This is a genomic window from Streptomyces sp. NPDC096136 (assembly GCF_044763325.1).
Lineage (GTDB): Bacteria > Actinomycetota > Actinomycetes > Streptomycetales > Streptomycetaceae > Streptomyces.
In genome coordinates this window covers 123,862-146,472 of the sequence record NZ_JBIWFZ010000022.1, presented here as the reverse complement: position 1 = coordinate 146,472, position 22,611 = coordinate 123,862, and the positions used below count along the sequence as shown (strand labels likewise).

Below are 22,611 nucleotides of genomic sequence, written 5' to 3'. Positions count from 1 at the left end.
CAGCGAGACCAGCCCCCTAGACATGTCCCGACCAGCATCAACACCCCAGAACCTCACTGTCTCTCACCCCACCACCCCCAAACCGAGAAATCGCACCTTACTGCCCGAACCGGGCTCGGTATCGGCTCCATCGCCTGCCGCTGCAGGGGCAGGCGCAGGCGCAGGCCCGGGTTGCGGCTTCGCCGCGGGCACAGGACGTGGGCGGGCCCAGCCCGCCGGTGGGTCCCGGGGCGGGATGAGGTCCGGGAGCGCGCGGGCCGCCAGATCCGTGGCCCTCGCCTCGGCGATCTCCGCACGGGCCTGCTGGCCGGTGACCGTGCGCCGCGGACGAGGAGCGCCCGGTGTGGTCGTGGCCGCATACCTGGTCCGGCGCAGCTTCTCCGCCGCCTTCAAGTCGGCTTTCAGCTCGCGGGCCTTCTTCTCCCTGACCGCGCTCAGCACCCGGCGCTCCTCCAAGGTCGCCGCCTCGGCAAGGTGAGCGGTACCCAGATGCCGGCCCCATCCCTCGGTGGAGAACACCTCGATCCGCCCGTCGAAGTGCGGCAGATACCTCAGCCGGACCTTCGTGCCGACGTGGCCGACCATCCACGGCGCGATATAGAACCGGCGCCGCCAGCGGACCCCGCTCGTGGAGATCTTCCGGATGCGGCCGTCGTCCTCCAGCGCGAAGAACGCCAGCCGTTCCTCGTCCACGTCCTCGACCAAAGTCGCATCCGCCTCCCACGCCGCCAACGGGGTAAGTCCCGCTTCCAGGCCGGACGGACGGTGCTCGGTGTTCCACCACCGCACCCAGCCCAGCAGCTCCTCCACGAACTCCGCGAACGTCAGGAGGTCTTCCACCTGATCGGGACGGTGAGCACCGGCTGGTCGGGCCCTGCGGGTGTAGCCAGGCAGGGAGACCAGGAACATCTCCTCAACCGCGTCGTTCAGCGCCTCGACGGTGCCCTTGCGGTACGGCTTGTAGGCAGGCAGATCGTGTACCGGGACCGCGAACGCGCCCAGAGCGCGTTCCACCGTCCGGCACAAGAACTCCTTCCCTCGGTCCACCCGCACCATCCTGGGCAAGCCACCGAACGGGCCGTACGGCTCGGTGCGGCTGATCCCCGTGCGCAACGCAGCCAGCACCGCATCCCGGGCCGGCTGATGCGGGGTGACCGCCACACCCACGATCACCTTCGTCGCGACATCGATGAACCACGTCACCCACGGACACACCGCGGTGCCCTCGACATCAACCCGCACCGGGATCCGCTTGTGGTCCCCCTCCCAGCAAGCGTTCCGGTGTGTGGGCGGGCGCTTGCCGTACACATCGAACCGCCGACGGGCCGCCTCACCACCCTTCAACCCCGCCCGCTCCCCCGCCGACAGGTCCAAACGCACGGCACGCTGCAAAGCACGAAGAGAAGGCACCGAACCCGGGTCACCAGCCGCAGCCGCCTCGGCGACCAGCTCCCGGTGCACCGCGGCCACATTCCCGCCCCACACCGCCAGACGAGCCCGCAGATCGGGAGTCACCGTGGCCCGATCCGGCGTCCGAGCCGACAGCCGCCCCTCCCGCCGGGCCACCGCCACCCAGTTCCACACCGTCCGCAGCGACACCCCCAAGGCCTCAGCAACCAGCCGGGCATGATCCGTCGTCAACTCATCCCGGGAATCGAGAACTATTAGGCGCGCCACAGCCCCCTCACGCCCGCCGTCAGATCCCCGAGATGGCATGCCCTCTCCAGCCAGACCCCGATCCGACATGCCGTACCCCCAGCCCGAACCCCGCGCAGTGCGGCTGTCCACGCCCAAGACTGTCCATCCCGACACGCCGGACAGGTCAACACGAACGAGGGAAGCAAGGGCATACGGGTCATCACCATGTCGGCGCCCGGTACACCGGTTCACACTGGAGTCGTGACCATGCCAAGCACTCTCTTCCACTACACCAGCACCACGTCCTGGGAGGAGATCCGCGCGTCCGGCTGCATCGACACCACATCCCAGGCAGCACGACACCTGGACGGCCAATCCCCGCATGTGTGGCTAACCGACGGCCCCGGGCACGACAGCGGCCTGCGGGACCTGGACCGGACCGTCATCCGCATATCCGTCGCCCCCGCCCCGTCCATCCTGTACTGGCCGCTGTGGCGCGAGCTATGCGACAACCGGACCGCGGTGGAGCAGGCCGGAGGCGACCCAGCAGCCTGGTACCTCTCCAGTCAGCCCATCACAGCCGAGCACTGGGGTGAGGTGATCCGGATGGACACCCGCGAAACACTCCTCAACAAGGACGCCGCCGAACACCCGGTCTCATCCTGGGCAACGATGCCCACCCCAGCCCGGATCGACGCAGCAACCCGCCGCCTCGATCAGCTCAGGCCGTTCGACCCATTCCGCGCCTACCGGATCGACCAGCAGATCGCCAACCTGAAAGCCATCGTCGACCGGACCGAAGCGCAACAACGGCAACGAGCAGCATGGCGGACCCTGAAAGCCGAGATCGCGGCCTTCGCTGAACTCCCGCCGCAGTAACAACCCGAACGAGCCCGGCCGGCCGCCTCCGAACGGCCGGCCTGCCGTACCCGGGCCGCCCCCTCACAGACCTACACACACGACAACGAACCTTCACTGGCAAACGACAACAACCTTCACCAGCAAAACGACACCCTCACGACCCCCGACCACTCCCCCGACCAGCACAAACGCCTCTCACACCCAGTGCAGACAGCTGACGCACTCCACTGCAACTCACACGTCACCCATCATTGGGGGCGCGAACCGATCCGAGCGGTGGGTTGGGGCTGGTGTCGCCGAGGTAGGACGTCACCCGATTGCGGGCGTACGGTCCGGGCTCAAGCTCCATGTCGATGAGGACCTGTCGCATGTTGTGATCGGTGGTCAGCCGTTCCAGGTGGCTGCCGGTTTCCGGGAGGAGGTAGGCGCGGGCGTCACCGCACCAGGCCACCTCAAGCGGCTTGCCGGGCTCGGCGACGGCCACGACGGCTACGGCCGTGGGCATGTACTGCGCGTACCAGCCTTCCGGGGCCAGCTCGGCGGCCCGGGCGGCGTGGATCTGCCGCAGGCCTTCCAGTGCCCCGGCACGTGCGGCAGCGCGGGCCAGTCGGCGGGCGGCCGTACGCGTCCACGTCTGGACTTCTTCCGTGCTGCCGATGCCGTCGAGCAACGCGTATGCGCGGCGCTCCTGGTGGGTGTAGGTCGCCGTGGCGTCGCACTGGTGGGAGCGTCCGCCGATCAGCTGGGCTGCACTGTGGGTGCTCATGGGTGGTCCTGCCTTTGGGGGGTGGCCGGGGCGGGAGGGGTTCTCCCGCCCCGGGAGAGGTGCTGTCGAGCTGACGCGGGTCAGACGGTGATCAGGCGGAACGCGCGTTCCATCACGTCATCGGCGGTGCCCGTGATGACCCGCTCGGCGCGGGCGGCGCTCTTCAGGTCGGGGCTGGCGCCCCGCGCCGGAGCGACGTGGTTGGCGTACTCGGTGATCGCGTTGTAGCCCGCCCAGGCGGTCCCCCGGATGCCCGCCTGCGTGTCGGCCTGCTCGAACAGGTTCCGGATGGTGTTCCAGCGGTTGACCTGGTTGGTCTTCTTGCGGGCGCTGTCCGCGTTGGTGGCCGGCCAGAGCTCCTCGACGATCGACCGGAGCATGGGCGTGGTCATCTCCGCCTCCAGCATGCGCTGGGCGGCCTTCTCGAACTCCTCGGCGTACTTGAACGTGAGCCCCAGGGCCTGGCGGGCCTGGGCGATGCGGCCGCGCGCTCCGGAGGTGTGGCGGACCGTGTAGCTGCTCTTCGCGCTCCGCAGCCCGGCGCGCAGCGTGTTGGCGCACACGACGCGCACCGGCGTGACGACGATGCGGAAGGCGCTGCTGCCGTCGTGGGAGTTGAAGGCGGCGATGTACAGGTCGACGTTGTCGCTGGCGCCGATGGTCATCGTCTGGGGCAGCTTCATGGTCAGGAACACCTGTCGGCCGTTCCGGAGGGATCCGGCCGTCTCGAAGTGCGCTCCGGACTCGTCGGCGAGGAAGTTGAGGAACTCGGCGTGTTCTTCGTTCTGTACCGGGGTGTAGTCGGGGCCGACCACGCCGAGGGTCTCGGGGCGTCCGGTCTTGGGGTGGGTGCGCACGCTCGCCCGGTGGTTCGGCACGTCCAGCACGGTCGCGCCGTCGGCGGTCAGTTCGGTGGCGTGCAGACCGACCAGCCGGACGTTCCAGTCGTCGAGGGCGGCCAGGCGCATGGCGTCCTCGGCGGTCAGCGCTTCGGCGGTGACCGTGCCCAGCCGGTGCCAGGCGCTTTCACGCGCGCTCACGAACGCGGCCGTGCCGTCGCTGAACTGCTCGATCTCATGTGCCATGGAAGTTTCTCCTTCTTGGGTGCTCTACGGACGCGGCGGGGGTGCCACTCCCCCGCCGCTGGCCGTGCGTGTTCAGGTCTGCGGGGTGCTCGCTGCCGGGCCGGGATGCTCCTATAGACGTCAAGCCGCTGGAGTGAGGTCGGTTTGAGTGATTCGTTCGGTCGGTGCGGTGGTCAGAGCGTGGTAGACCTCGCGGGCGACGAATCGCTTGAGGCAGCGGGTGATGTCCCTCCGGGACAGGCCTTCTTTGGTGCGGCGTTCGACGTAGGCGCGGGTGCGTTCGTCGTAGCGCATGCGGACCAGGACGATGGTGTGCAGGGCGTTGTTCGCGGCCCGGTCACCGCCCCTGTTGAGGCGGTGGCGATGGGTGCGGCCGGACGACGCGGGGATCGGAGCGACCCCTGCCAGGTGCGCGAACGCGCCCTCGGACCGCATGCGCTCCGGGTTGTCCCCGGCCGAGGCCAGTAGCTGGCCGGCGGTCTCGGGGCCGACGCCGAACAGCTCCAGCAGGGCAGGGGCGGCCTGTTTGACCAGCGGGCCGATCTGGGCGTCCAGCTCGGTGATCTCCTCGTCCAGGGCCTGGTGGCGGCGGGCCAGGCGCCGTAGTGCCGCCCGGGGCGCGGCCAGCGGCCGGGCCAGGTCGTCACCGGGACGCAGCCGGGCCAGGGTTCGTATCAGCGCGGCCCTCTCCAGCCTTGCGACCTGCTCGCGCAGCACCGCGGGGGCCGACACGAGCAGGCCGCGGATCTGATTCATCGCCTGGGTGCGGGCCTTGATCGCGCTGCGGCGGACGATCCGCAGCACGCGCACCGCCTCGACCACGCCGTCACGGCTCTTCGGGATGCCGGTGGCCCGCCCGGAGAGCACGGCCGTCGCGGCGGCGTAGGCGTCGACCGGGTCGGACTTGCCCTTCATCCGCCGGATCTTGCGGTCCGGCCGGTCCACGTCGACGACGGTGACTCCGGCCGCGGTGAGTACCCGCGCGAGTTCGGCTCCGTAGGCACCTGTGCCCTCAACGCCCACCGCGACCAGGCTGCCGTGGACACGCATCCAGTCCAGCAGGTCTCGGTAGCCACGGATCGTGGTGGGGAACTCCCGGTCGGCCAGGTGCCGGCCGATGGAGTCGATCACGGCAGCGTGGTGCGTCAGCCCGTGGGTGTCGACTCCGCCGGTGATCTCCGGTCCGTCATGCGTCATGCTGGTCATGTCCGTCCTTGCCGCTTGTCCGAGCCGAGGGCGGCACGCGCCGGTCGGGCGGGTGGACAAGACAGTGACGGGGCCTCTGGCCAGGCTCCTATGAAGTCACAAGCTCCCGTCCGGCCGCGTGCGCGGTGGGGTCGCCGACAGGCCGACAAATCCCAAACAGGACAGCCGAAGCGTCAGTCAGTCGATGAGTCAGACCCACCGGCGACATCACCACGAACATCATCACTGTCAGTCGAGTGCGGGGGCGTCCACGAACGTCACGCCGGGGACCGGGTCCGTGAGGTCGCGGTTTTCGCCGAGGCAGTACGCGATGAAGCTCTCTTCTGCCGTGGCGGGGTGCGCGACGAGGTCGCTCACCGCCCACGACCTGTAGGTGACCTCGCCCTGCGGGTCCAGGGTGCGCGCGACCAACATGGCCTTCGCGCCCATCGCGGTCCCGGCCAACAGGTAGGCCACGTAGACGAGCGGGTCGGTCGGGTCGTCCTCGTTCGGCACCGGGCCGGTGATGACGCACTCGGCCTCGGCGACGCCGCGAGGTGCCAGCGAGATGACGGTCAGGTGGTGGAGTCCCTCACCGGCAGTCCGGCCGACAGCCCGAACGAGAGTCATGCTGCGGCGGGCGAGCATGCGCCCATGGGGGGAGGTCTGGAACTCGGTGGACATGGCTCTCCCTTGGATAGGGGGTGGGTTCTTCGGCCGGTGAGCTTGCCACTTCTCCCACCGACAAGAGAATTCTAACGCAATCAAGGCTCACTCGGGGTGGAATCACCCCCTCGTGGCGGACTCGAAAGAGTGATGTATCCGCAGGTCAGATGGGGTTACGGCCCGGTGGGGGGCGGGCATTGCGGGTCCGGTGCCGGCCAGCCCCGTAGCGCGTAGCGCGGAGGGCAAGGGGTGGGGTGGGGTGGGAGATGCGGGGGTGCGCGCGGAGCGCGTACGCTCGCATCTCCCACCCCACCCCACCCCGCAGCGCGTGCCGCCGAGAGTGAACGGCTGGTGGAGCGAAGCGGAGCCGGGCGGGCGCTCTACGCAGCGGAGCGGAGTGACGAAGCGCAGCGGAGTGCGGCACGCGGCCACCGTGGTGTGGCGGGGAAGGCCCCGGGGGAGGCGTGAGAGCGCGCAGCGCTCGTTCCGGACGCAGCGCAGCGGAGTCCGGCACGCCTTCCGCGGGGCCTTCCCCGCCACACCACGGTGTGGGGTGGACGGCGCAGCGCAGCGGAGCCGGCCACCCCACCGGCACCGGACCCGCAACGCCCGCCCCCCACCGGGCCGAGAAAGCCCTGAGGGGGCCCGGCCGCGCGGGCCAGGCCCCCTCCAGGGGTCTTGGGGTGTCAGTGCTTGTCGTGGAGCTGCTGGGCTGCCTTCACGGCGCTGCGGCGGACTGCCGTGGGATAGCCGAGACGGTCTGCGGCCTCTTCCGCGCGGAGACCTGGCTCCGTGCGCATCTGTGCGGCGATGCGCGCCGCCCGCTCCCGCTGAAGGTGCCTCTGCGCGGTGGGCGTGGCGACGCCGAGGACGTCGACGGCGTGGGCCGCAGTCACCGCGGGGTCGGCGTCGAGGAGTTCAGCAATGCGTCCGGGGAGTAGATCCCGGGGGACCATGTCGCCGGATCCGGTCGGCCGGCCGCTGGGCGCAGTCATGGTGCCGCGGGAGGCTCCGTAGGCACGCAGCACGCCGCGGGGCCAATGCTCGACCCCGCCCACCACAACAACGTGGTCGGCGAGGCGCGGGTCGGTCTTGTAGCCGTCGACGCTGCGCGGCTTCACGGCCAGCAGGACGGCCGCCTCCCGGCGGTCGAGCAGGTCCGCTTCGTCCTCTTCGGCCGGAAGGGCCGGCTGCGGTCTGCCGTCTCGGTGGGCGGTGATCTGTTCCAGGTCCCACAGCAGCACCAGTGCCCCCTCCGAACTGACCGGTTCGGGGAAGCCTTCAGCGTCGTGCGGTTTGAGCCGTCGGAACGTCGGCCATGTCATCCCCAGGGCGTCAGCAAGCTCCCGCCGGCCCACGGCGGTTCGTCCAGCGCGGATCACGGGTCCCGACCTCCAGAGGGTGAGGCACGCCAGCGCGCACCGTGACGTGAGGGTCCGACGAGACCCCACGCAAGGAGAAAAATGCTACCGCATCCAAGGAGCGCCGTGGTGCGTGCCTGCACCCGGCCCGGGCGCTATGCTCGCCTTGATGATGCACGCGGGTTCTCTCGTGGTGTGTTCTTCGGTCGGCCGGCGCCCTTGCCACCCGCTTTGCAGCGGAAGTGGGCGTCGGCCACATTGGTTTCGCCTAGAAGCCCCCTCGTCGCACAGCACGACATCAGCACCCGCACTACCAAGCGGCTCCTCCCCAAAGCCCGGCCGGCCGGTCCAGCGGCATAGGCACACCGGCCACGGACGCCGCCAGCACGACGTCGGCCGCAACACTTTCGGTGTCGACCGCAACTCCCTCGCGCCCGCGGAGATCCAGCTGCTCCTGGTCGACGCCCGCCACGTGACCGCCCGCCGATACCAGCACCAGCCGAACGCCAAGGCACGAACCCTGGCCCCAGTCGAGGACCCCTTCACGCAGTACCGCTCCCAGCTCTCCAGGAGGAACTGCGCTGCGACGACGCGATCGGATGCGACCCTCAGGCTCGGCACCGTCCCGACGCCACCCAGCCTGACCGCCCACGGGCGGCCAGCGGGAGATGGCTAGCAGCTGATCGCAGCCCACCGGGTCGCTTCCGGTCCCGCCTATCCGTCAGGCGCCCTGCAGAAGCCAACCACCTCCCTTCCCCCAAGCACTCCCTCCCCTACTCAAATAAAGTCTGGCCGGTCACCACCACCGAAAAGGGCGCCTGACCAGTGCAAATGCAAGGTCCGGAATCAGGTCGGTGTCCCGGGCAGTTTCCCCCTCTTGCGTCCCCCTCAATATCCCCCTCCTACCTCCCCCACTGCTTCCCCCTCAGCCGCGCAGGTTGGCAGGGGGTGCGGCGAACCCCGTGGACAGGGCCAAGGCGTCGCGGGCGCCGATCACCGTGTCGATGGCAGGCAGTCGGCTTGCGGCGGACGGCCACCTCGGTCAGGCCGCGCGCGGCAGCGGCCTGTGCCGGGGTGGCCTCGTGCTGGCCTGTCACGCCCACGGCGCACCGACGCCGCTCGGTCAGGAGAATCCGGCGACTTCCCCCGCTGAGCCGGCACCCGGACCCGGTCGGTGCGCTGTGCGACTCCCTCTCAGACGGGCGGCTCGTCCGGGTACGCCGAGGTGTGGGTCGGGGACGGCCTGGGCGGTTCGTCCTCGGCCGGGGAGCCGGCGAACGCTGCAGGGACGGCACAGGTTGAGCACTCGTCGTGGTCGGGCAGGGCTCCGCAGGTGCACATGTGTCCTCCACTTCGGGCGGCGGCCAGTCGGCGCTGGCCGGGGTGGGGGCAGTGGCCGGGCTGTAGGAGTTGGCTCTGACAAGGTATCCGCCGTCCTGCAGGCGCGATGCCCTGCGGGATGAAGGAGGCCCCGTGATCGGCCGCACCGCTCGTCGCTTCGGCCGCACGCGCGCCGGATCGGCTCCCGGCCGGCCCGCGGTGGTGGGAGCGGTGAGGTGGTTGGTGAGTTCGCCGGGGCCCGGGTTCGTCACCGGTGAAGTCCTGTCGGCAAGGCTCTGACCTGGGGTGGGGAGTTTTCGCTGGATGGCGCGAGCTCACCGGTGACTCACCAGCAGCACTGTTTCCTTCCCGTGACGCCGGGGGGCTGGCAGTGGTGAGCCGGCCGGTGAGGAGACCGCCGTTTCGTGGGGTGCAAGAAGAACGAGCACCTCCACGGAAGGCGTTTTCATGAGCCCTGTCCCCCGGCCCCCGCGCCGCCTACGGCGAGCGCCGCAGGCCGCAACCCCGCAGCCGTTGCGCCGTTCCCGTCCGGAGACCGTTCCCGTCAGCGGGACCGTCTCGACGAGCGGTCCGCGTCTTGCCCGGATCGGGGCCTGGGCGGCGCTGGCCGCTGGGCCGCTGGCCCTGGCCGTCGCCTTCGTGATGCCGCGAGGCCCCGTCGCTCAGGCCGCGCCGGTTCCGCACGCCGACAGCGCATCCAGGCTGCCGGCCGACCCGGCCGGTACGGCCGCGCTGTTCGTGGAGCTGTGGCTGCGCTCCGATGCAGCAGAGACCGACAGCCCCGTGGCTGCGGCCCTGCGGTCGATGGCGCCCTCCGTACAGCTCCCCAAGCGCGTTCGCGGAGGGGCGACGCCTGGTGCACTGCGGGTGGTGCCCGTGCGGACCGTGTCCTCCCCCGACGGCTGGACTGTGGTCGTCGCCGCCCTCACCATCGCCAGCCCTCTTGCCTCGGCGGCTTCGAGTCCGGCGCCGGAGCCTGCGGCAGGCACCGCGCCGGTTGTTCGGTACTTCGCAGTGTCCGGTACCGGGGGCCGGGACGGCGGGCCGCTGAGTGTCTCCGCTTCGCCGGCGGAGGTGTCCGCCCCCGAGACCGCGCCGGAAACCGCGGCCGGCCCGTTCTCCCACGCCGTCCCCTCCGGGGCAGCCCTGTCGGCGTCGCTCGGCGAGTTCCTGCGCACCTACCTCGCGGGCGGGCAGGGCGCGGGACTGGAGCGCTACCTCTCGCCCGGCGCGCGTCTGTCGGCTCCGGCGGCTGCCGGCTACGTGCGGGTGGACGTCGAGGACGTCATGTCCGACACGGAGCGGGCCGCGGGGAAGGAGGTTCCGGCCGACGGAACCCGGGCGCGGGTGCGGGTGCGGGTCACCGGTGAGGACCGGGCCGGAACCCGGTGGCCGCTGGTCTATCAGCTGGAGGTGACCACGCGGGCCGGGCGGTGGGAGATCAGCGCCCTGAAGGGCGGGGCCGCTGGTGCGGCAACGCCGGCCGTTGCCCCGTCCGGTTCGGTGGCCGCACCGGTCGCGGAGGGTGCGCGATGAAGCAGTTCATCCTCGCGGGCCAGCTCGACAAGCTGGGCGACTCCCTGATCGGGACGCTCGCCGGGTGGAGCGACAAGGGCCTGAAGGTCGCGCTGACGGTGGTGGTCGTCGTGACCGTGGCCCGCCGCTTCTCGCTGAAGGCCGGGATCGGCGCGCTGCTCGCGATGGTGCTCGCCCTGGGCCTGTATGAGGCGCGGGAGTCGCTGTCCGGCGCGGTGAAGGACGAGATCAACAACCCGGCCAAGGGCGCTGGCGCTGTCACCGTCGTGGTCACCCCCGACCCTGCCGCTGGCGGCAGCGGAGGGGTTCTGTGAGCGGGGCCGAGCGGGTGCGCGTCGCGCGTGCTTACACCAGTGCGCGCCGGCATCCGTGGGTGCTGGGCAAGCTCGGTGACTGGACGCTGCCGTTCGGCCCTTACACCCCGGCGCAGCTGGTGGTGCTGGGCGGCGGGGCGTTCGTCTTGATCAAGACGTTCGACTGGTGGTCGTGGGCGGGACCGGTGCCGATCGCCCTGTGGCTGGGCGCGGTGTGGGCGGTCCGTGGGGCGCAGATCGCCGGGCAGAACCCGTTCACGGCGGTGCTCGGGGTCGGGTCGCTGCTGCTTCGGCATCCGGCCGGGCGGATTGGGGGGCGGGTCGCCCGTGACCGGAAGCCGTCCTGCCTGCGTGCTCGGTTCGTCATCACCCCCGCCCTCGTAACCGGTCCGGCGAGTGCGGGGACGGTGGCCGTGGTCGAGGTGCCTGCCGGCGGGCGGGCGGCTGCCGGTTCGGGTCTTGCGCGGCTGCTCGCCGACGGTGCGGGAAGGGCGGCGTGATGAGGACGCCTTTCCGGCATATCGCGGGGCATCTGCTGTGGTCGGCCTCGGGGCGGGTGTGGGCGGTGTGGCGGGTGGCCGCGCTGCCGGGCGGCTACCTGCCCGCCCGGGTGCACCAGGACCTGCTGGGGCGGATCACCTCGCTGGTGCGGTCGATGCCCGGGATGGAGCCGCGCCTGTTTGTTCTCGCGGCCCGGACGGATCCCGGTGAGGTCGCCGAGCGGATGGTGGCCGACGTCGACTGGCAGCGGCTGCCCGCGTGGGCGGAGACCTGCGCGGCGACGGTCGATCTGCTGACCGGTCAGGAGATGCACGAGCGGACGCTGTGGCTGGCCGTGCCCCTGGCGGCCAAGGGCGGATCCGCGAGCGCTTCCCTGACGGCTTTGTACGCGGAGCTGTCGGCTGCTCTGGATCTCGCGCCGGTGCCGGTGGCCGAGGCGGAGGTGAAGGCGGCTGTTGTGGAGGCTGAGCGGATCCAGACCTCCCTGGGCGGGGGGTTGGGGCTTCGGCCCGCGTCGGCGGCGGAAATCGTGTGGATGCTGCAGCATGCGCTCTGCCGGGGCCTGGCGGAGGAGCCGCTGCTGTCGGACGCGGAGCACAGCCGGCTGTACGGCAGCCGCACCCGCGAGGGGCACTTGCAGTCGCCCTCGTACGCGGATCTGGGGATGGTCCGCCTGGCCGAGGGCGGCCAGGAGATGGGCGCCGGTGCCAAGGAAGCCAAGCCGAGGAGCCCGTGGTGGCGGTCGGCGGCCTCGTCGCCGCTGGGTCGCCGGTGGCTTCAGGTGGAGTCCGAGGCCGGCACCGGGTACCAGGCGCACCTGGTGCTGGCGGAGATCCCGCCCGCGGTGTCGGTGCGGGCCGCCGATGTCCTGGCCCAGCTGGAGGCTCTGCCCTTCCCGGTCGATGTCACGGTCGATCTGCGGGTGGTCACGGCGAAGAAGGCGCGGGCGCAGGTCCAGCGCAAGAAGCGTGAACTGCTGGACCAGGCGGATCAGTACGGTGCGCAGCCGACCGGGATGCCGCACTCGTTGCCGGATGCTGCGGGGGATCTGGCGGAGCAGGACGCGCGGATGGCCAGGACGTCGGTGGAGGTCGAGGTCCAGTCGGTGACGGTGCTCAGTGTGTGGGGGCCGGACGCGGGGACGTGTGATGCGCGGGCGCGGGAGCTGTCGGCGGCCCTGTCGGGTGGCGACTACCGGGTGGAGCGCCCGTATGGGATGCAGGAGGAGCTGTTCGCGCTGGGCCTGCCCGGGGCGGTGCGAGCTCCGAAGCTGGGGCAGTTCACGCAGCACCAGCTGTCGGAGGACTGGGCCGCCTGTGGGGCGTTGACGCTGTCGCGGGTGGGTGATCCGGCTGGGATGATGGTGGGTTACGACCTGGACTGCGGCACGATCCGCCCGGTGCTGCTGAACCCGGCGGATGCCCCGCAGGTCAACGCGTCGGCCTCCAGCGCGGTGATCGGCGATCTCGGTGCGGGCAAGAGCGTGCTGGAGAAGCTGGTCACCGAGGCGGTGGTGGACCGGGGCGGGCGGGCGATCGTCATCGACCGGACCCCGATGCGCGAGTGGGCCGGCTTCGCGCACACGGCGATGGGTGAGCGCTGCCAGATCATCGACGCCGCGGAGGCCCGGATCTCCATCGACCCGCTGCGGGTGTTCGGCGGGCCGGTCGGCGCCCACTACGCCCTGTCCTACCTGACGCTCCAGTTGGGGGTGGGGGCGATGACGGCCGCCGGGGCCGTGCTCCACCACGCGGTCGAGGAGGTCAGCGGCGGGCCGGAGCCGTCCATGGGCAAGGTCCTCGACGTCCTGGCCACGCTCGCGGCCTCGGGCTCCGGCTCGACTCGGGGGGATGCGGCCGCCACCATGGCGGATCTGCTGCGGATCGTACGGACCAATCCGCTGGCGGCGATGGTCTTCGACCCGACTCTGCCGCCGGTCACGCTCGCCGGGGATCTCGGTGCCGACATGGTGGTGGTGACCACCACCGGCCTGACCCTGCCGCCGCGGGAGGCGTTCGCCGACGTCGAGGTGCTGCGCCAGCAGCCCTTGGAGGCGTTGATCGGGCGGGCGGTGCTGTATCTGATCGCGGCCGTCGCCCGGCAGGCGGCGTTCACCGACCCGTCCCGGTTCTGCCTGGTCTCCCTGGACGAGGTGTACTGGCTGACCTCCTCCGCGGAGGGCTCGGCGCTGGTCCACGAGATCCTCCACGACGGCCGCAAGCACGGCGCCGGCGTCTTCCTCGGGGCTCACGACGCCGACGAGCTGGGCAAGGACGCCGGCCTGGTCGCCTACCGGTTCCTCGCCCGCACCGCCGACCGCGCCCGCGCAGTCAAGGGATTGCGGTTCCTGGGCCTGGACGGCGAGGACGAGGACCTCATCCGGCTGGTCACCACCGGCCTTTCCCCAGTCGGTCAGGCCGGCCGCGAGGGCGAGATGCTGCTGCGCGACCCGCGCATGCAGATCGGCCGCATCAAGGTCGTCGTCCCGCCCGTACCCCGCATCAAGAAATCGATCTTCACCACACCCGGCCGCGCGGCACAGCCCGCGGCCACCGGGGGGACCTCATGACGTACCGATCGGGTGTGCGGCTGCTGCTGGTGGGCGCCGTCACCGCCCTGCTGTTGGCCTGCACCGTTGCCGCGTGGGCCCTGCCCCACACTCCGACCGCTTCACCTGCGGCCGGGGTGGATGCCGCCCGGGCGGATGCCGGATGTGCACGGAGCGCCGGGGCGGTGCCCGGGCCGTGCGCGTCCGAGCCCGTCAGCGCTGTCGCCGCGTCGCAGCCGGCCGGGCCGGGTGTGGCCGGGCTGCCGGGGCTGGATGCGCGGTCCGCGCTGCTGCTGTTCTCCACTGTCGCTGTCGCGGCCGCCATCGCTCTGGTGAGTGCCGCCGGGCGGCGGCTGTGAGGGGCCGCCGGCGCAGGCTGGACCGAGGGACGCTGCGCGCCGCCGGGTTCGTCGCGCTGCTCACCGTCACGTTTCTGGTGACGAACACGGCGGTGGCCGCGGCCGCGACCGCCGATGGGTCCGGCGCGGGCGGGGGCCTGCTGGGGCCTTTGGACATCATGACGGGCGAGGGGGTGCCGCTCAGCAGCTATCAGCTGGAGGCCATGCCCGTCTCCTCGCAGCCCCAAGGGGGGATCCCGGCGGTCGATCTGGCTGTGACGGGGCGCATGCCGGATCTTGATGTGGTCGGCGATATCCAGCGCCTGGTCCTGGGCGGGCTGTTCACCCTGGTGCGGCTGCTGGTCGGCCTGTGCGGGTGGCTGATCTCCTTCGTGTTCCGCTTCCCGCTGATCACCCTGCTGACCAGGCCGGCGCAGCAGATCGCCGACGCCTACGAGCGGCACGTGGTCGCCCCCCTCGGCCTCGAAGGCTTGTTGTTGGCGTGGGCGTTCGTGTTCGGGCTGATCTTGTTCGTGCGGGGGAAGGCCGGCACGGGGCTGGGGGAGATCGCGCTGACCCTGGTCATCGCGGCTCTGGCCGCCAGCGCGTTCGTGCGGCCTGACTACCTGCTGGGCAAGGACGGTCCGCTCGACCAGACGCATCAGGCCGCCGTCGAGGTGGCGTCCATCACCACCGCCTCCTACTTCGGCACACCCGCACGCGGTGGCCGGCCCTGTGACAGCGCGGTGGGACCCGCGCACGAGGCCTGTGTGCAGGAGAAGGCCGAGGCGAAATCGGTGGTCGACCCGGTCCAGCGCGCGCTGACCGACAGTCTGGTGGTCAAACCGTACATGCTCCTGCAGTACGGCCGCGTCATCGATCCCCACAAGGCGGGGGAAGCCGACGCCTACAAAGCCCATCTGAAGTGGGTCGAGAGCAGCCGGCCCAAGCAGAGGCAAGAGCAGGGCGAGGTGGACCTGTCGAGGTGTTCCGGGACCTTCGGCCCCATCAAGGAGGCGTGCGAGCGCCAGGTGAAGGAAGCCGGCGGCAGCCAGAAAGGGTCGGCCAAATCGGAGTGCAAGCTGCTGCACGGGTCGGCCAAGGAGTACTGCGAGAACCCCTGCGCGCGGATGGACGATGTCGAGAAGGACTTCTGCGAGAACGGGAACGGCCCTCGCGGGGCGGACACCAAGGATGCCGCGTTCTCGCAGCTCATCAAGGACCTGAAGGATGCGGGGTCCGTCGGGGAGCAGGCGGCCGAGTACGCGCAGACTCCGACCTGGGATCGGGTGTGGTCGGTAGCTGCCCTGCTGGTCGCGGTGCTCGTGGTCACGCTCATGATCGTGTCGATGTCGGTGGTCATGCTCGGCGCGCAGGGCGCCGACGCGGCGGCCGCCGCCGGCGGTCCGATCGCCTGGGTGTGGTCGATGCTCCCGGGCCCCTCCCGCATGCTGCTGTGGCGGTGGCTCGGGGTGTTCATCGCCTCGGCTCTGGTGTCCTTCGTGGCCGCTTTGTGCCTGCCGATGTTCGGGATCGCCGTCGACGCGATCCTCTCGGACAGCGACGCCGACCTGATGGTGGAGCGCCTCCTGCTGGTGGACGCGATCGCTGTCGCGTTCCTGGTCATGCACCGGCGGGTGCTGGCCGCGGCGTCCGGCTTCGGGCAGCGCGTGGCCACCCGCATGCGCTACCGGAAGGTCGGCGGCAGCCACCTGCGCGGTGACAGTTCCGAGATCGGCGCCGCTCTCGCCGAACACGGGTCCGCCGGCGGCGGAATCCGCCACCGGGGCGGGCCGTCGTCGGCGCACGGCACGTTCGGCGCGCGGCTGGCGTCCCTGGGCAGTCTCGCGGCGATGAGCGACGGGTCGGGCATGCCGATGTCCCCCGGCCGGTTCATCGGCGATGCCCTCGCCGAGGGAAAGCGCGGCCTGGCGCCGTTCGCCGTCGCACTGCGGATGGGGCACGCGGCGCTGATCGGGCCCAAGCCGGGCCAGCACCCCGCGTCCCAGGCTCTGGCCGGCGCCGCCCGGGGCAGCGGCGGCGGGGCGGGCGAGGTGGTCGCGGATCAGTGGACTGGGGAGGTCTTGCACGATCCCGCGACCGACCGGCCGTTGCTCGGATCCCGGATCCATGCCCGCGCCTCTCGGCTGCGCGGCTACCGGGTCGCCTCGCGCACCGCGCGCCTGGCCTACGGGGCGACCCTCGGGCTCCCCCGCAACCTGGGCCGCGCCCGCGGCGCCGCCAGTGAATTCACCGATGACGCCCGGACGCAACTGCGTGTGGCGGCGCACCAGGTCCGTGAGGACGCCGACCGGTGGGCGGAGGGCGGCCGCATCGTGCGGGACGGCGTCGACCACGCCGGGCAGCGCCTTGCGACCGCCTGGCAGGTCCACGACCCGATGGGCTCCGTACAGGACACCGCGATGGCCGCCGCCATCGCCACCGCCCCCCTGTCCGCCTCCTCCAGCGGCCGCGAGAGCACCCCGCGCACGAGCATCTCGGCGCCACGCGCCGAAGCCGGCCGCGAGCCCGCGCCGCGTCGGCGGCCCGCCGCGCCCGCCGCCACTGCCCAACAGGCCGGGACCCGGGACGCGGGCAGCAGCCAGCCGGGGGCAGCTGACGGGGAGGCACGGGCGCAGGCGGCGAACGCGGCGCGGCTGCGCGCGATCTTCGACGCCCGCGCGGCGGAGCGGCGGCGGCGTGAAGGCGGTGAGCGGTGAAGAGGTGGCAGAAGCTGGGGTGTCTGGGGTTGCTGCTGATGGTGGCGGCGTGCTGCACCGCTCCGGTGCTGGTGGTGGCCGCCGCCCGGGCCCGCGGGGGCGCGCCGGCCGGCTCGTCGGTGAGCGCGGCCGCGGCCGGGATCCCGGAGAGGATGTTCGCCGCCTACCTCACCGGCGCCGCTCAGGTCACGTCCTATGTGCCGGGGTGTCGGGGGATGCGGTGGCAGGTCCTCGCGGGGATCGCCCGGGTCGAGTCCGACCATGCCGCCGGGCATCTCGTCGGGGCGAGCGGGGACATCGAGCCGATCATCACCGGCCCCCGTCTGGACGGCTCCGGCGCGGGCGGGAACACCACCGCGATCCGGGACACCGACGGCGGACGCTGGGACAACGACAGCGCCTTCGACCGGGCGGTGGGCCCCTTCCAGTTCCTGCCCGAGACGTTCCGCGCCTACGGCAAGGACGGCAACAAGGACGGGCAGATCAGTCCGCACAACGCGGACGACGCCGCCGCATCGGCCGCCGTCTACCTCTGCGGCGACGGGCGCAACCTCGGTGACCGGGAGCAGCTGCGTGCCGCGATCCACACCTACAACCTGTCCTGGGCGTATGTGGACGACGTCATGTCGGGCATCGACCGCTACGACGCCCTCGGCACCACGCCGGCGCTGCCGTCGGGGAACGTCGGGGCGGTCGTCCAGGCCGCGCTGGCCCAGCAGGGCATCCCCTACTCCTGGGGCGGGGGCGGGCCCGAAGGTCCGAGTACGGGGATCTGCTGCTCGCCCGGCGGGCAGGACGGCGGAACTGTGGTCGGGTTCGACTGCTCGGGCCTGACCCAGTACGCCTACGCCAAGGCCGGGATCATGCTGCCGCGCACCGCGGCCGAACAGGCCGGCGCGGGCCGGCGGATCCCCGCGTCCGCCGGATTCGGGGCGCTGCGCCCGGGCGACCTCATCTTCTACGGCTACAGCCCCACCTCGGATTCGACCATCCACCACGTCGGGATCTATCTCGGCGACGGAAAGATGATCAACGCGCCCCGTCCTGGGAAGCAGGTGCGGATCGACCCCGTCACCGCGATGCCCGACTACGCGGGAGGGGCGAGGCTCCTGTGACCGCACACGCGTGGTCGGGCGGCCGCCTGATCGCCGCCGCGGCCGTCCTGGCCGCCGCCGGGCTGGCGCTGCTGCATGCGGGAGCAGACGGCATGGGGCCCGGCACGGATGCCGCGGTGCCCAGGGTGACGGGCCCCGCCCGACCTTCGGGCCCGGCCGCGCCGTCAGCCGCCATGTCCGTCACTCCCCCGTCGCCGGGGGCCGACGCCGGTTCGGCGTCTTCCGCCGCTCCGGTGGTACCGGGCCCCACGGGGCCGTCGGCCGGGCCCGGTGCCCGTGATGGCGGCACGGTGGCGCGGGAGCTCCCGCCGCCGGGGTCCGGGCCGGCGGCGGACCCGATCATCCAGCAGGCCCTGGACCAGGCCAGCCCACCCGATCTCCCGCCGGACGACGAGCGGCAACTACTCGAGCTGGGCCGCCAGGCCTGGACGGCGGAGACCGCCGGCTACACGCAGGTGCGGATCCAGGCCGCCACCGCCCGCCGCGACACCCCAGCCCCCGCGGGCGGCGAGCGGACACAGGCCGACGCCGTGGTGCGGCTGGTATGGGCCGGCGCAGACCCGGCCGGGACCTTCCTCGACGGGCGCACCGCGACCCTCCACTACACCCAGAACGGACAAGGAACATGGAACCGCACCTGACCGCCATGGCGGTCCTGCCCCTGGGCGCCGCGCTGTGGGACGGGCTGGCGGCGCTCGCCCGCTGGACCCTGGCGAACTCCTGGTGGCTGGCCTTGCTCACGGCTGCCGCCCTGATCGGATGGGAGCACCTGCAACGGCGCCTGAGCGCCGAGGCCCTGTCGCGGCGCACCTACCTCCAGCTGGAGCCGACGCCGGCCTTCGAGCCGGATGCCGAGCAGATCTGGCGGCAAGGAATGCAACTGGTGCGTGCGGCCGGCTCGGGTCCGTGGTGGACGCCGCGCCGGGCGCGCTCGGTGAGGGTGCGACTGCGCGCCGACGGGGAGCGGCCCCTGGTCTACCGGATCGAGGCCCCGGCGACCGCGCATGCCTTGCTGAAGCAGACCCCCTACGGGGCCCGGGTCGAGGTGAAGCGGACGGCCCCGGTGGCCGACAAGCGGCGCGCCCACGTCGTACGCGCGGTCTTGACCCTGCACGGGGAGCCCGGCTCACGGCTGCGTGAGGTGCCCCTCGACCCCGACCCGCTGCAGCCTCTGATCGACGCGGTCGCCGACCTGAACGCCAAGCTCGGCGACGTCGCCGAGGTGTGCGTGGATCTTTCCCCCGCGCCGCGCTGGCACCTTGCCGTACGCCGGATGCAGGCCATGCAGCGCGCCCGAGACCAGGCCCGCCGGGAAGCCCAGCGGGAGGCCCGCTGGCTGACCCGCGAACCGGCCGACAGTCTGCCGGTCGCCATGGGAAAGCTGCTGGACCCGTCCGAGTGGCGCGGCAGCCCACGCGGGCAGATGGTGATGTCTCCCCAGCCCCGCCGTGTCGAGAGGGAGGCGGTGCTGGGCAAGCTCGCGCACAGCCCGGGTCTGGTGCGGGTGCAGATCCTGGTGCGCTGTGCCTCGGACGCGGCCGGACGTGCGGAGGCACGGCTGGCGCGTATCGGGGCGGCCATGGACGTCTACGCGGGCCCCTCCCGCCTCGCCACGCTCGGCTGGTCCGCCGGTCCCTTGCGTTTCGGCCCCGACCGCCGGCCGTGGCGGCGCCGGTTCGATGAGCAGTGGGCGACGGCCGTGATGCGCCCGGCCCGCGGCGGGTGGGCGCACATCGACGAACTGGCCGGGCTCTTGAAGCCACCGACCACCACGGCCCGTCTGCCACTGCTGAAGACCGAGATGCCCACCTACGCCCTCGGGGAGAATCTGCTGCCCCAGGGCTGGCACCGGGGGACGGACGGCCGGGAACGGCTGCTGGCCACCCACGAGGACGACACCCTCTTCGAGATTCAGTCGGGCAAGGCCGGCTGGGGCAAGACGATGCGCGCCCAGGTCCATGCCGTCGCCAGCGCCCACAACGGACGCGGGCTGGCGTTCGTGGACCCGCACGGCGACTCCTTCGCCGACGTCGCCCGCTACCTCGCCCACGAGGACATCATCGACCGGGTCGCGCTGTTCGACCTGACCGTCCGTAAGGACGGGGACATGCTCAGCTGCTGGAACCTGCTGGACATGACGGCAGGGCAGCCGCCGCACGAAGTGACCACGGCCACCGTCGAGGCCTTCGCCGGCGTTCTGGGGTGGGGGGACGTCACCGCGCCGCGCGCACTCACCATCCTGACCAAGGCCGTCGAGGCCCTGGTGGCCGTCAACTCCCAGGCCGTTCTCGCGCAGGTGCCCGACCAGCAGGCGACGATCTTCCAGGTCCGGGCGCTGCTGACCGACCCCACCTTCCGCCACCTCGCCCTCGCCGGCCTGGACACGGAGGGGCGCAAGTGGTGGACGGCCACGTTCCCCGACATCCCCCGGGACGCGCTGCTGACCGTGCTGAACCCGCTGGAGCGCCTCGCGGCCTCCCCCGTCACCCGCGCGTTCCTCGGATGCCCCGTCAGCGGGTACGACATCCGCTCCGCCATGGATGAGGGCCAGGTGCTGTGGGTCTGCCCGCCGGGCACCGGACCCACCGACCGCCTCCTCATCTCCTTGATCGTCCACGACTTCCTGCGCGCCGGCCTGTCCCGCCGCGATCTGCCCGAGGCCAAACGGCGAGCGTTCCGCTTCTACCTGGACGAACTGATCTCCCTGGACGGGTCTTCCACCGTGCTAGCGGAGATCACCGAGCAGTTGAGGAAGTTCGGCTGCCGCCTGTACGGGATGACCCAGCTGATGCACCGCCTCAACCCGGCCACCCGCTCCGCCCTTTTGCAGAACGCCTCGTGCCTGTCCACCACGGCCGGATCGATGGAGGCCATCGCGCAGATCACCGACCAGTGGCCGGGCACCGTCAGCCCCCGCGACGTCACCGACCTGGAGCGGTTCAGGCACTACGCCTCCTTCACCATCGCCGGGAAGCGGGTCGGCCCCCTGCCGATCCGGGGCCCCGAACTGGCCGAGATCTTCGACGACCTCGCGCGGCCCGGCCAGGTCGCCGCCCTGCGCAAGGCCGCGCACGCCCACACCGCCGCCCTGCCCCTGGCCGAGCGACGCGCGATGGCACTGGCCCAGGAAGAAGCCGTCCGTTCCTTCCTCACCACCCGCACCGCACCCACCGAAACCGACAACACTGGAGAGCAGTACGCATGACCACGGCCGTCTTCCAGCCCGCCACCGCGGACACCCACGCCCACCAGGCCCTGGCCCTGATCGCCCAGCACCGGCTGCTGACCAGCACCCAGCTCCACCAGATGCTCATCCCCAACACCCCGCCCCGCAAGATCCACAACGTGCTGGTGCCGCTGCGTGAGCAGGGATTGATCATCCACGCCGTTCTCCCCGGCCGCCTCCAGGCCCACTTCCTCACCGCCGCCGGCCACCAGACCGTCGGGGACTGGCCCGAACTCCGCGGCCGCACCGCCACCTCGATCCCGTCCGCCCAGGCCGCCTCCCTGCGCGCCGCCCACATCCTGACCGGTGTCCGCGCCCACCTCGCCTTCCTCACCGACGCCCGCGAGCGTGGTGACGAGTACCAGCCGCTGGACTGGGTGCCCGAGGTCACCCACCGCCTCCCCGACACCGCCGGCGAAGACCGGCTGATCGCCGACGCCGTCTTCCACTACACCGCCACCAGCCCCCGGCGCCTGCAGTACCGGGCGTTCGTGGAGATCGACCGCACCACCATGAGCAGCGAGCGCCTGGCCCGCAAGCTCATCACCTACGCCCGCTTCCACGACTACACCCCCCAGCCCCTGGGTCGGCGCGGCACCGTCGCCGACCAGGGCGCCGCGCTCGCCTGGCAGCGCTCCTACCCCCGCTTCCCCAGGGTCCTGTTCATCCTCACCGGAGCGTCGCGCACCACCCTGGCCAACCGGATCGCGGACCTGCGGCGCATGACCGCCGACCACGACCTCGTCACCCGCCTCAGCGCCCACGTCCCCCTCGGCGCCGCAGTCCTCGAAGACATCGAGGCCCACGGCCCCCAGGCGAAGGTGTGGACGCCCCTGGCCGGGAGCGGCGAGCCGCGCGGCTGGACCCAGCTGTGACCGGGCACTGGCCCGCCGGCCTGTCAGCCGCCGACCTCGCCGACTACCTCCAGGCCCAGGCCGAACACGAGGCAGAGATGCGCGAACTCGCAGACCGCGAGTTCCAGGTCGAGACCGGGCAGATCGACAGCTACGCCGACTACCACTTCACCTGGCAGGAGGAGCTCGAGGCGACGGCCCCGCCGCCTCCCACCACCGACGTCTCCGGTAAAGGTGCGAGGCCCGGCGTCGGGTCCGGCATCGGCGGTGAAAACCTCCCCCCGTTCTGACCAGCGCACGGAACAGGTGGCCGGACGGTGGCCGGCCGCTCAGAACCGCCCCCTGTAGTCGACAGCGCGGGCGCCCGGTGAGGTTGCCAGCCCGATCGTGACCCGGGCTGGCGTCCATCGGTGAGAAAACCGGTGAGCAGTGACAAGGAGCATTACCAGCAGCAAAGAACAAGCCATCGAGAGGGATTCAGGCCACGACTTGCCGAAATCCCGCCACCACCCGACTCCGCCCACAGCACCACCCGGAAACCGCACGTCAAAGCCCC

The 22,611-nt window shown here is 71.8% G+C and carries 18 protein-coding genes; 12 read left to right on the top strand and 6 right to left on the bottom strand.

The genetic code is table 11. The annotated features are described in order from the left end of the window. Positions 1-63: 63 nt before the first annotated feature. A complete protein-coding gene (locus ACIRBY_RS32490) occupies positions 64-1,716 on the bottom strand; it encodes a Mu transposase C-terminal domain-containing protein (RefSeq protein WP_403907470.1) in 1,653 nt (550 codons plus the stop codon). A 183-nt stretch (positions 1,717-1,899) separates the two neighbouring features. Between ACIRBY_RS32490 and ACIRBY_RS32485 the strand changes: the two genes are divergently transcribed. After that, positions 1,900-2,517, top strand: a complete 618-nt coding sequence (locus ACIRBY_RS32485) for a hypothetical protein (protein WP_403907460.1) — start codon at positions 1,900-1,902, stop codon at positions 2,515-2,517. A gap of 223 nt (positions 2,518-2,740) precedes the next feature. On the opposite strand, the gene ACIRBY_RS32480 is transcribed toward ACIRBY_RS32485, so the two are convergent. From ACIRBY_RS32480 to ACIRBY_RS32460, 5 genes are all read right to left on the bottom strand, one after another. Then, on the bottom strand, positions 2,741-3,265 hold the full coding sequence (locus tag ACIRBY_RS32480; RefSeq protein WP_403907458.1) for a hypothetical protein: 525 nt from the start codon (positions 3,263-3,265) through the stop codon (positions 2,741-2,743). An 80-nt stretch (positions 3,266-3,345) separates the two neighbouring features. Next, positions 3,346-4,350 carry a DUF932 domain-containing protein gene (locus tag ACIRBY_RS32475; protein ID WP_403907456.1) on the bottom strand — a complete coding sequence of 335 codons (1,005 nt, stop codon included), beginning with the start codon at positions 4,348-4,350 and terminating at the stop codon, positions 3,346-3,348. A 120-nt stretch (positions 4,351-4,470) separates the two neighbouring features. Further along, entirely contained in the window at positions 4,471-5,556 is a 1,086-nt protein-coding gene (locus ACIRBY_RS32470) for an IS110 family transposase (RefSeq protein ID WP_403907454.1), read from the bottom strand. A 228-nt stretch (positions 5,557-5,784) separates the two neighbouring features. Beyond that, complete coding sequence (locus tag ACIRBY_RS32465; protein ID WP_403907452.1) at positions 5,785-6,219, bottom strand: hypothetical protein; 435 nt, start codon at positions 6,217-6,219, stop codon at positions 5,785-5,787. A gap of 668 nt (positions 6,220-6,887) precedes the next feature. Further along, entirely contained in the window at positions 6,888-7,445 is a 558-nt protein-coding gene (locus tag ACIRBY_RS32460) for a hypothetical protein (RefSeq protein WP_403907450.1), read from the bottom strand. Between the two features lie 1,971 nt (positions 7,446-9,416). On the opposite strand from ACIRBY_RS32460, the gene ACIRBY_RS32455 reads away from it, so the two are divergent. The 11 genes from ACIRBY_RS32455 (at position 9,417) to ACIRBY_RS32405 (ending at position 22,345) form a co-directional block, all read left to right on the top strand. Continuing rightward, positions 9,417-10,439 (top strand): conjugal transfer protein, encoded by a 1,023-nt coding sequence (locus tag ACIRBY_RS32455; protein ID WP_403907448.1) that lies wholly within the window; start codon positions 9,417-9,419, stop codon positions 10,437-10,439. Continuing rightward, complete coding sequence (locus tag ACIRBY_RS32450; RefSeq protein WP_403907446.1) at positions 10,436-10,753, top strand: hypothetical protein; 318 nt, start codon at positions 10,436-10,438, stop codon at positions 10,751-10,753. The genes ACIRBY_RS32455 and ACIRBY_RS32450 overlap by 4 nt, the downstream gene beginning before the upstream one ends. Then, positions 10,750-11,253: a hypothetical protein gene (locus tag ACIRBY_RS32445; protein WP_403907444.1), complete on the top strand. Its 504-nt coding sequence runs from the start codon at positions 10,750-10,752 to the stop codon at positions 11,251-11,253. Before ACIRBY_RS32450 ends, ACIRBY_RS32445 begins: the two co-directional genes overlap by 4 nt. Then, the gene (locus ACIRBY_RS32440; protein ID WP_403907442.1) at positions 11,253-13,823 is read left to right on the top strand and encodes an ATP-binding protein; all 2,571 of its coding nucleotides are present in this window, start codon (positions 11,253-11,255) and stop codon (positions 13,821-13,823) included. Before ACIRBY_RS32445 ends, ACIRBY_RS32440 begins: the two co-directional genes overlap by 1 nt. A 14-nt stretch (positions 13,824-13,837) precedes the next feature. Further along, positions 13,838-14,161: a hypothetical protein gene (locus tag ACIRBY_RS32435; RefSeq protein WP_403907441.1), complete on the top strand. Its 324-nt coding sequence runs from the start codon at positions 13,838-13,840 to the stop codon at positions 14,159-14,161. Between the two features lie 92 nt (positions 14,162-14,253). Further along, complete coding sequence (locus tag ACIRBY_RS32430) at positions 14,254-16,860, top strand: hypothetical protein (protein ID WP_403907439.1); 2,607 nt, start codon at positions 14,254-14,256, stop codon at positions 16,858-16,860. Next, on the top strand, positions 16,857-17,975 hold the full coding sequence (locus ACIRBY_RS32425) for an NlpC/P60 family protein (RefSeq protein ID WP_403907437.1): 1,119 nt from the start codon (positions 16,857-16,859) through the stop codon (positions 17,973-17,975). The genes ACIRBY_RS32430 and ACIRBY_RS32425 overlap by 4 nt, the downstream gene beginning before the upstream one ends. Continuing rightward, positions 17,972-18,616, top strand: coding sequence for a hypothetical protein (locus ACIRBY_RS32420; RefSeq protein WP_403907435.1), 645 nt, complete (start codon positions 17,972-17,974; stop codon positions 18,614-18,616). The genes ACIRBY_RS32425 and ACIRBY_RS32420 overlap by 4 nt, the downstream gene beginning before the upstream one ends. Then, positions 18,601-21,180: an ATP/GTP-binding protein gene (locus ACIRBY_RS32415; protein WP_403907433.1), complete on the top strand. Its 2,580-nt coding sequence runs from the start codon at positions 18,601-18,603 to the stop codon at positions 21,178-21,180. The genes ACIRBY_RS32420 and ACIRBY_RS32415 overlap by 16 nt, the downstream gene beginning before the upstream one ends. Beyond that, on the top strand, positions 21,177-22,076 hold the full coding sequence (locus ACIRBY_RS32410; protein ID WP_403907431.1) for a replication-relaxation family protein: 900 nt from the start codon (positions 21,177-21,179) through the stop codon (positions 22,074-22,076). Before ACIRBY_RS32415 ends, ACIRBY_RS32410 begins: the two co-directional genes overlap by 4 nt. Further along, positions 22,073-22,345 (top strand): hypothetical protein, encoded by a 273-nt coding sequence (locus ACIRBY_RS32405; RefSeq protein WP_403907429.1) that lies wholly within the window; start codon positions 22,073-22,075, stop codon positions 22,343-22,345. Before ACIRBY_RS32410 ends, ACIRBY_RS32405 begins: the two co-directional genes overlap by 4 nt. Positions 22,346-22,611 lie beyond the last annotated feature (266 nt).

Excerpts from the sequence above, each read along its gene's own strand:
- ACIRBY_RS32410 (WP_403907431.1), top strand. The coding sequence starts at position 21,177 with ATGACCACGGCCGTCTTCCAGCCCGCCACCGCGGACACCCACGCCCAC.
- ACIRBY_RS32465 (WP_403907452.1), bottom strand. The coding sequence starts at position 6,219 with ATGTCCACCGAGTTCCAGACCTCCCCCCATGGGCGCATGCTCGCCCGC.
- ACIRBY_RS32415 (WP_403907433.1), top strand. The coding sequence starts at position 18,601 with ATGGAACCGCACCTGACCGCCATGGCGGTCCTGCCCCTGGGCGCCGCG.
- ACIRBY_RS32440 (WP_403907442.1), top strand. The coding sequence starts at position 11,253 with ATGAGGACGCCTTTCCGGCATATCGCGGGGCATCTGCTGTGGTCGGCC.
- ACIRBY_RS32490 (WP_403907470.1), bottom strand. The coding sequence starts at position 1,716 with ATGCCATCTCGGGGATCTGACGGCGGGCGTGAGGGGGCTGTGGCGCGC.
- ACIRBY_RS32470 (WP_403907454.1), bottom strand. The coding sequence starts at position 5,556 with ATGACCAGCATGACGCATGACGGACCGGAGATCACCGGCGGAGTCGAC.
- ACIRBY_RS32450 (WP_403907446.1), top strand. The coding sequence starts at position 10,436 with ATGAAGCAGTTCATCCTCGCGGGCCAGCTCGACAAGCTGGGCGACTCC.
- ACIRBY_RS32475 (WP_403907456.1), bottom strand. The coding sequence starts at position 4,350 with ATGGCACATGAGATCGAGCAGTTCAGCGACGGCACGGCCGCGTTCGTG.
- ACIRBY_RS32480 (WP_403907458.1), bottom strand. The coding sequence starts at position 3,265 with ATGAGCACCCACAGTGCAGCCCAGCTGATCGGCGGACGCTCCCACCAG.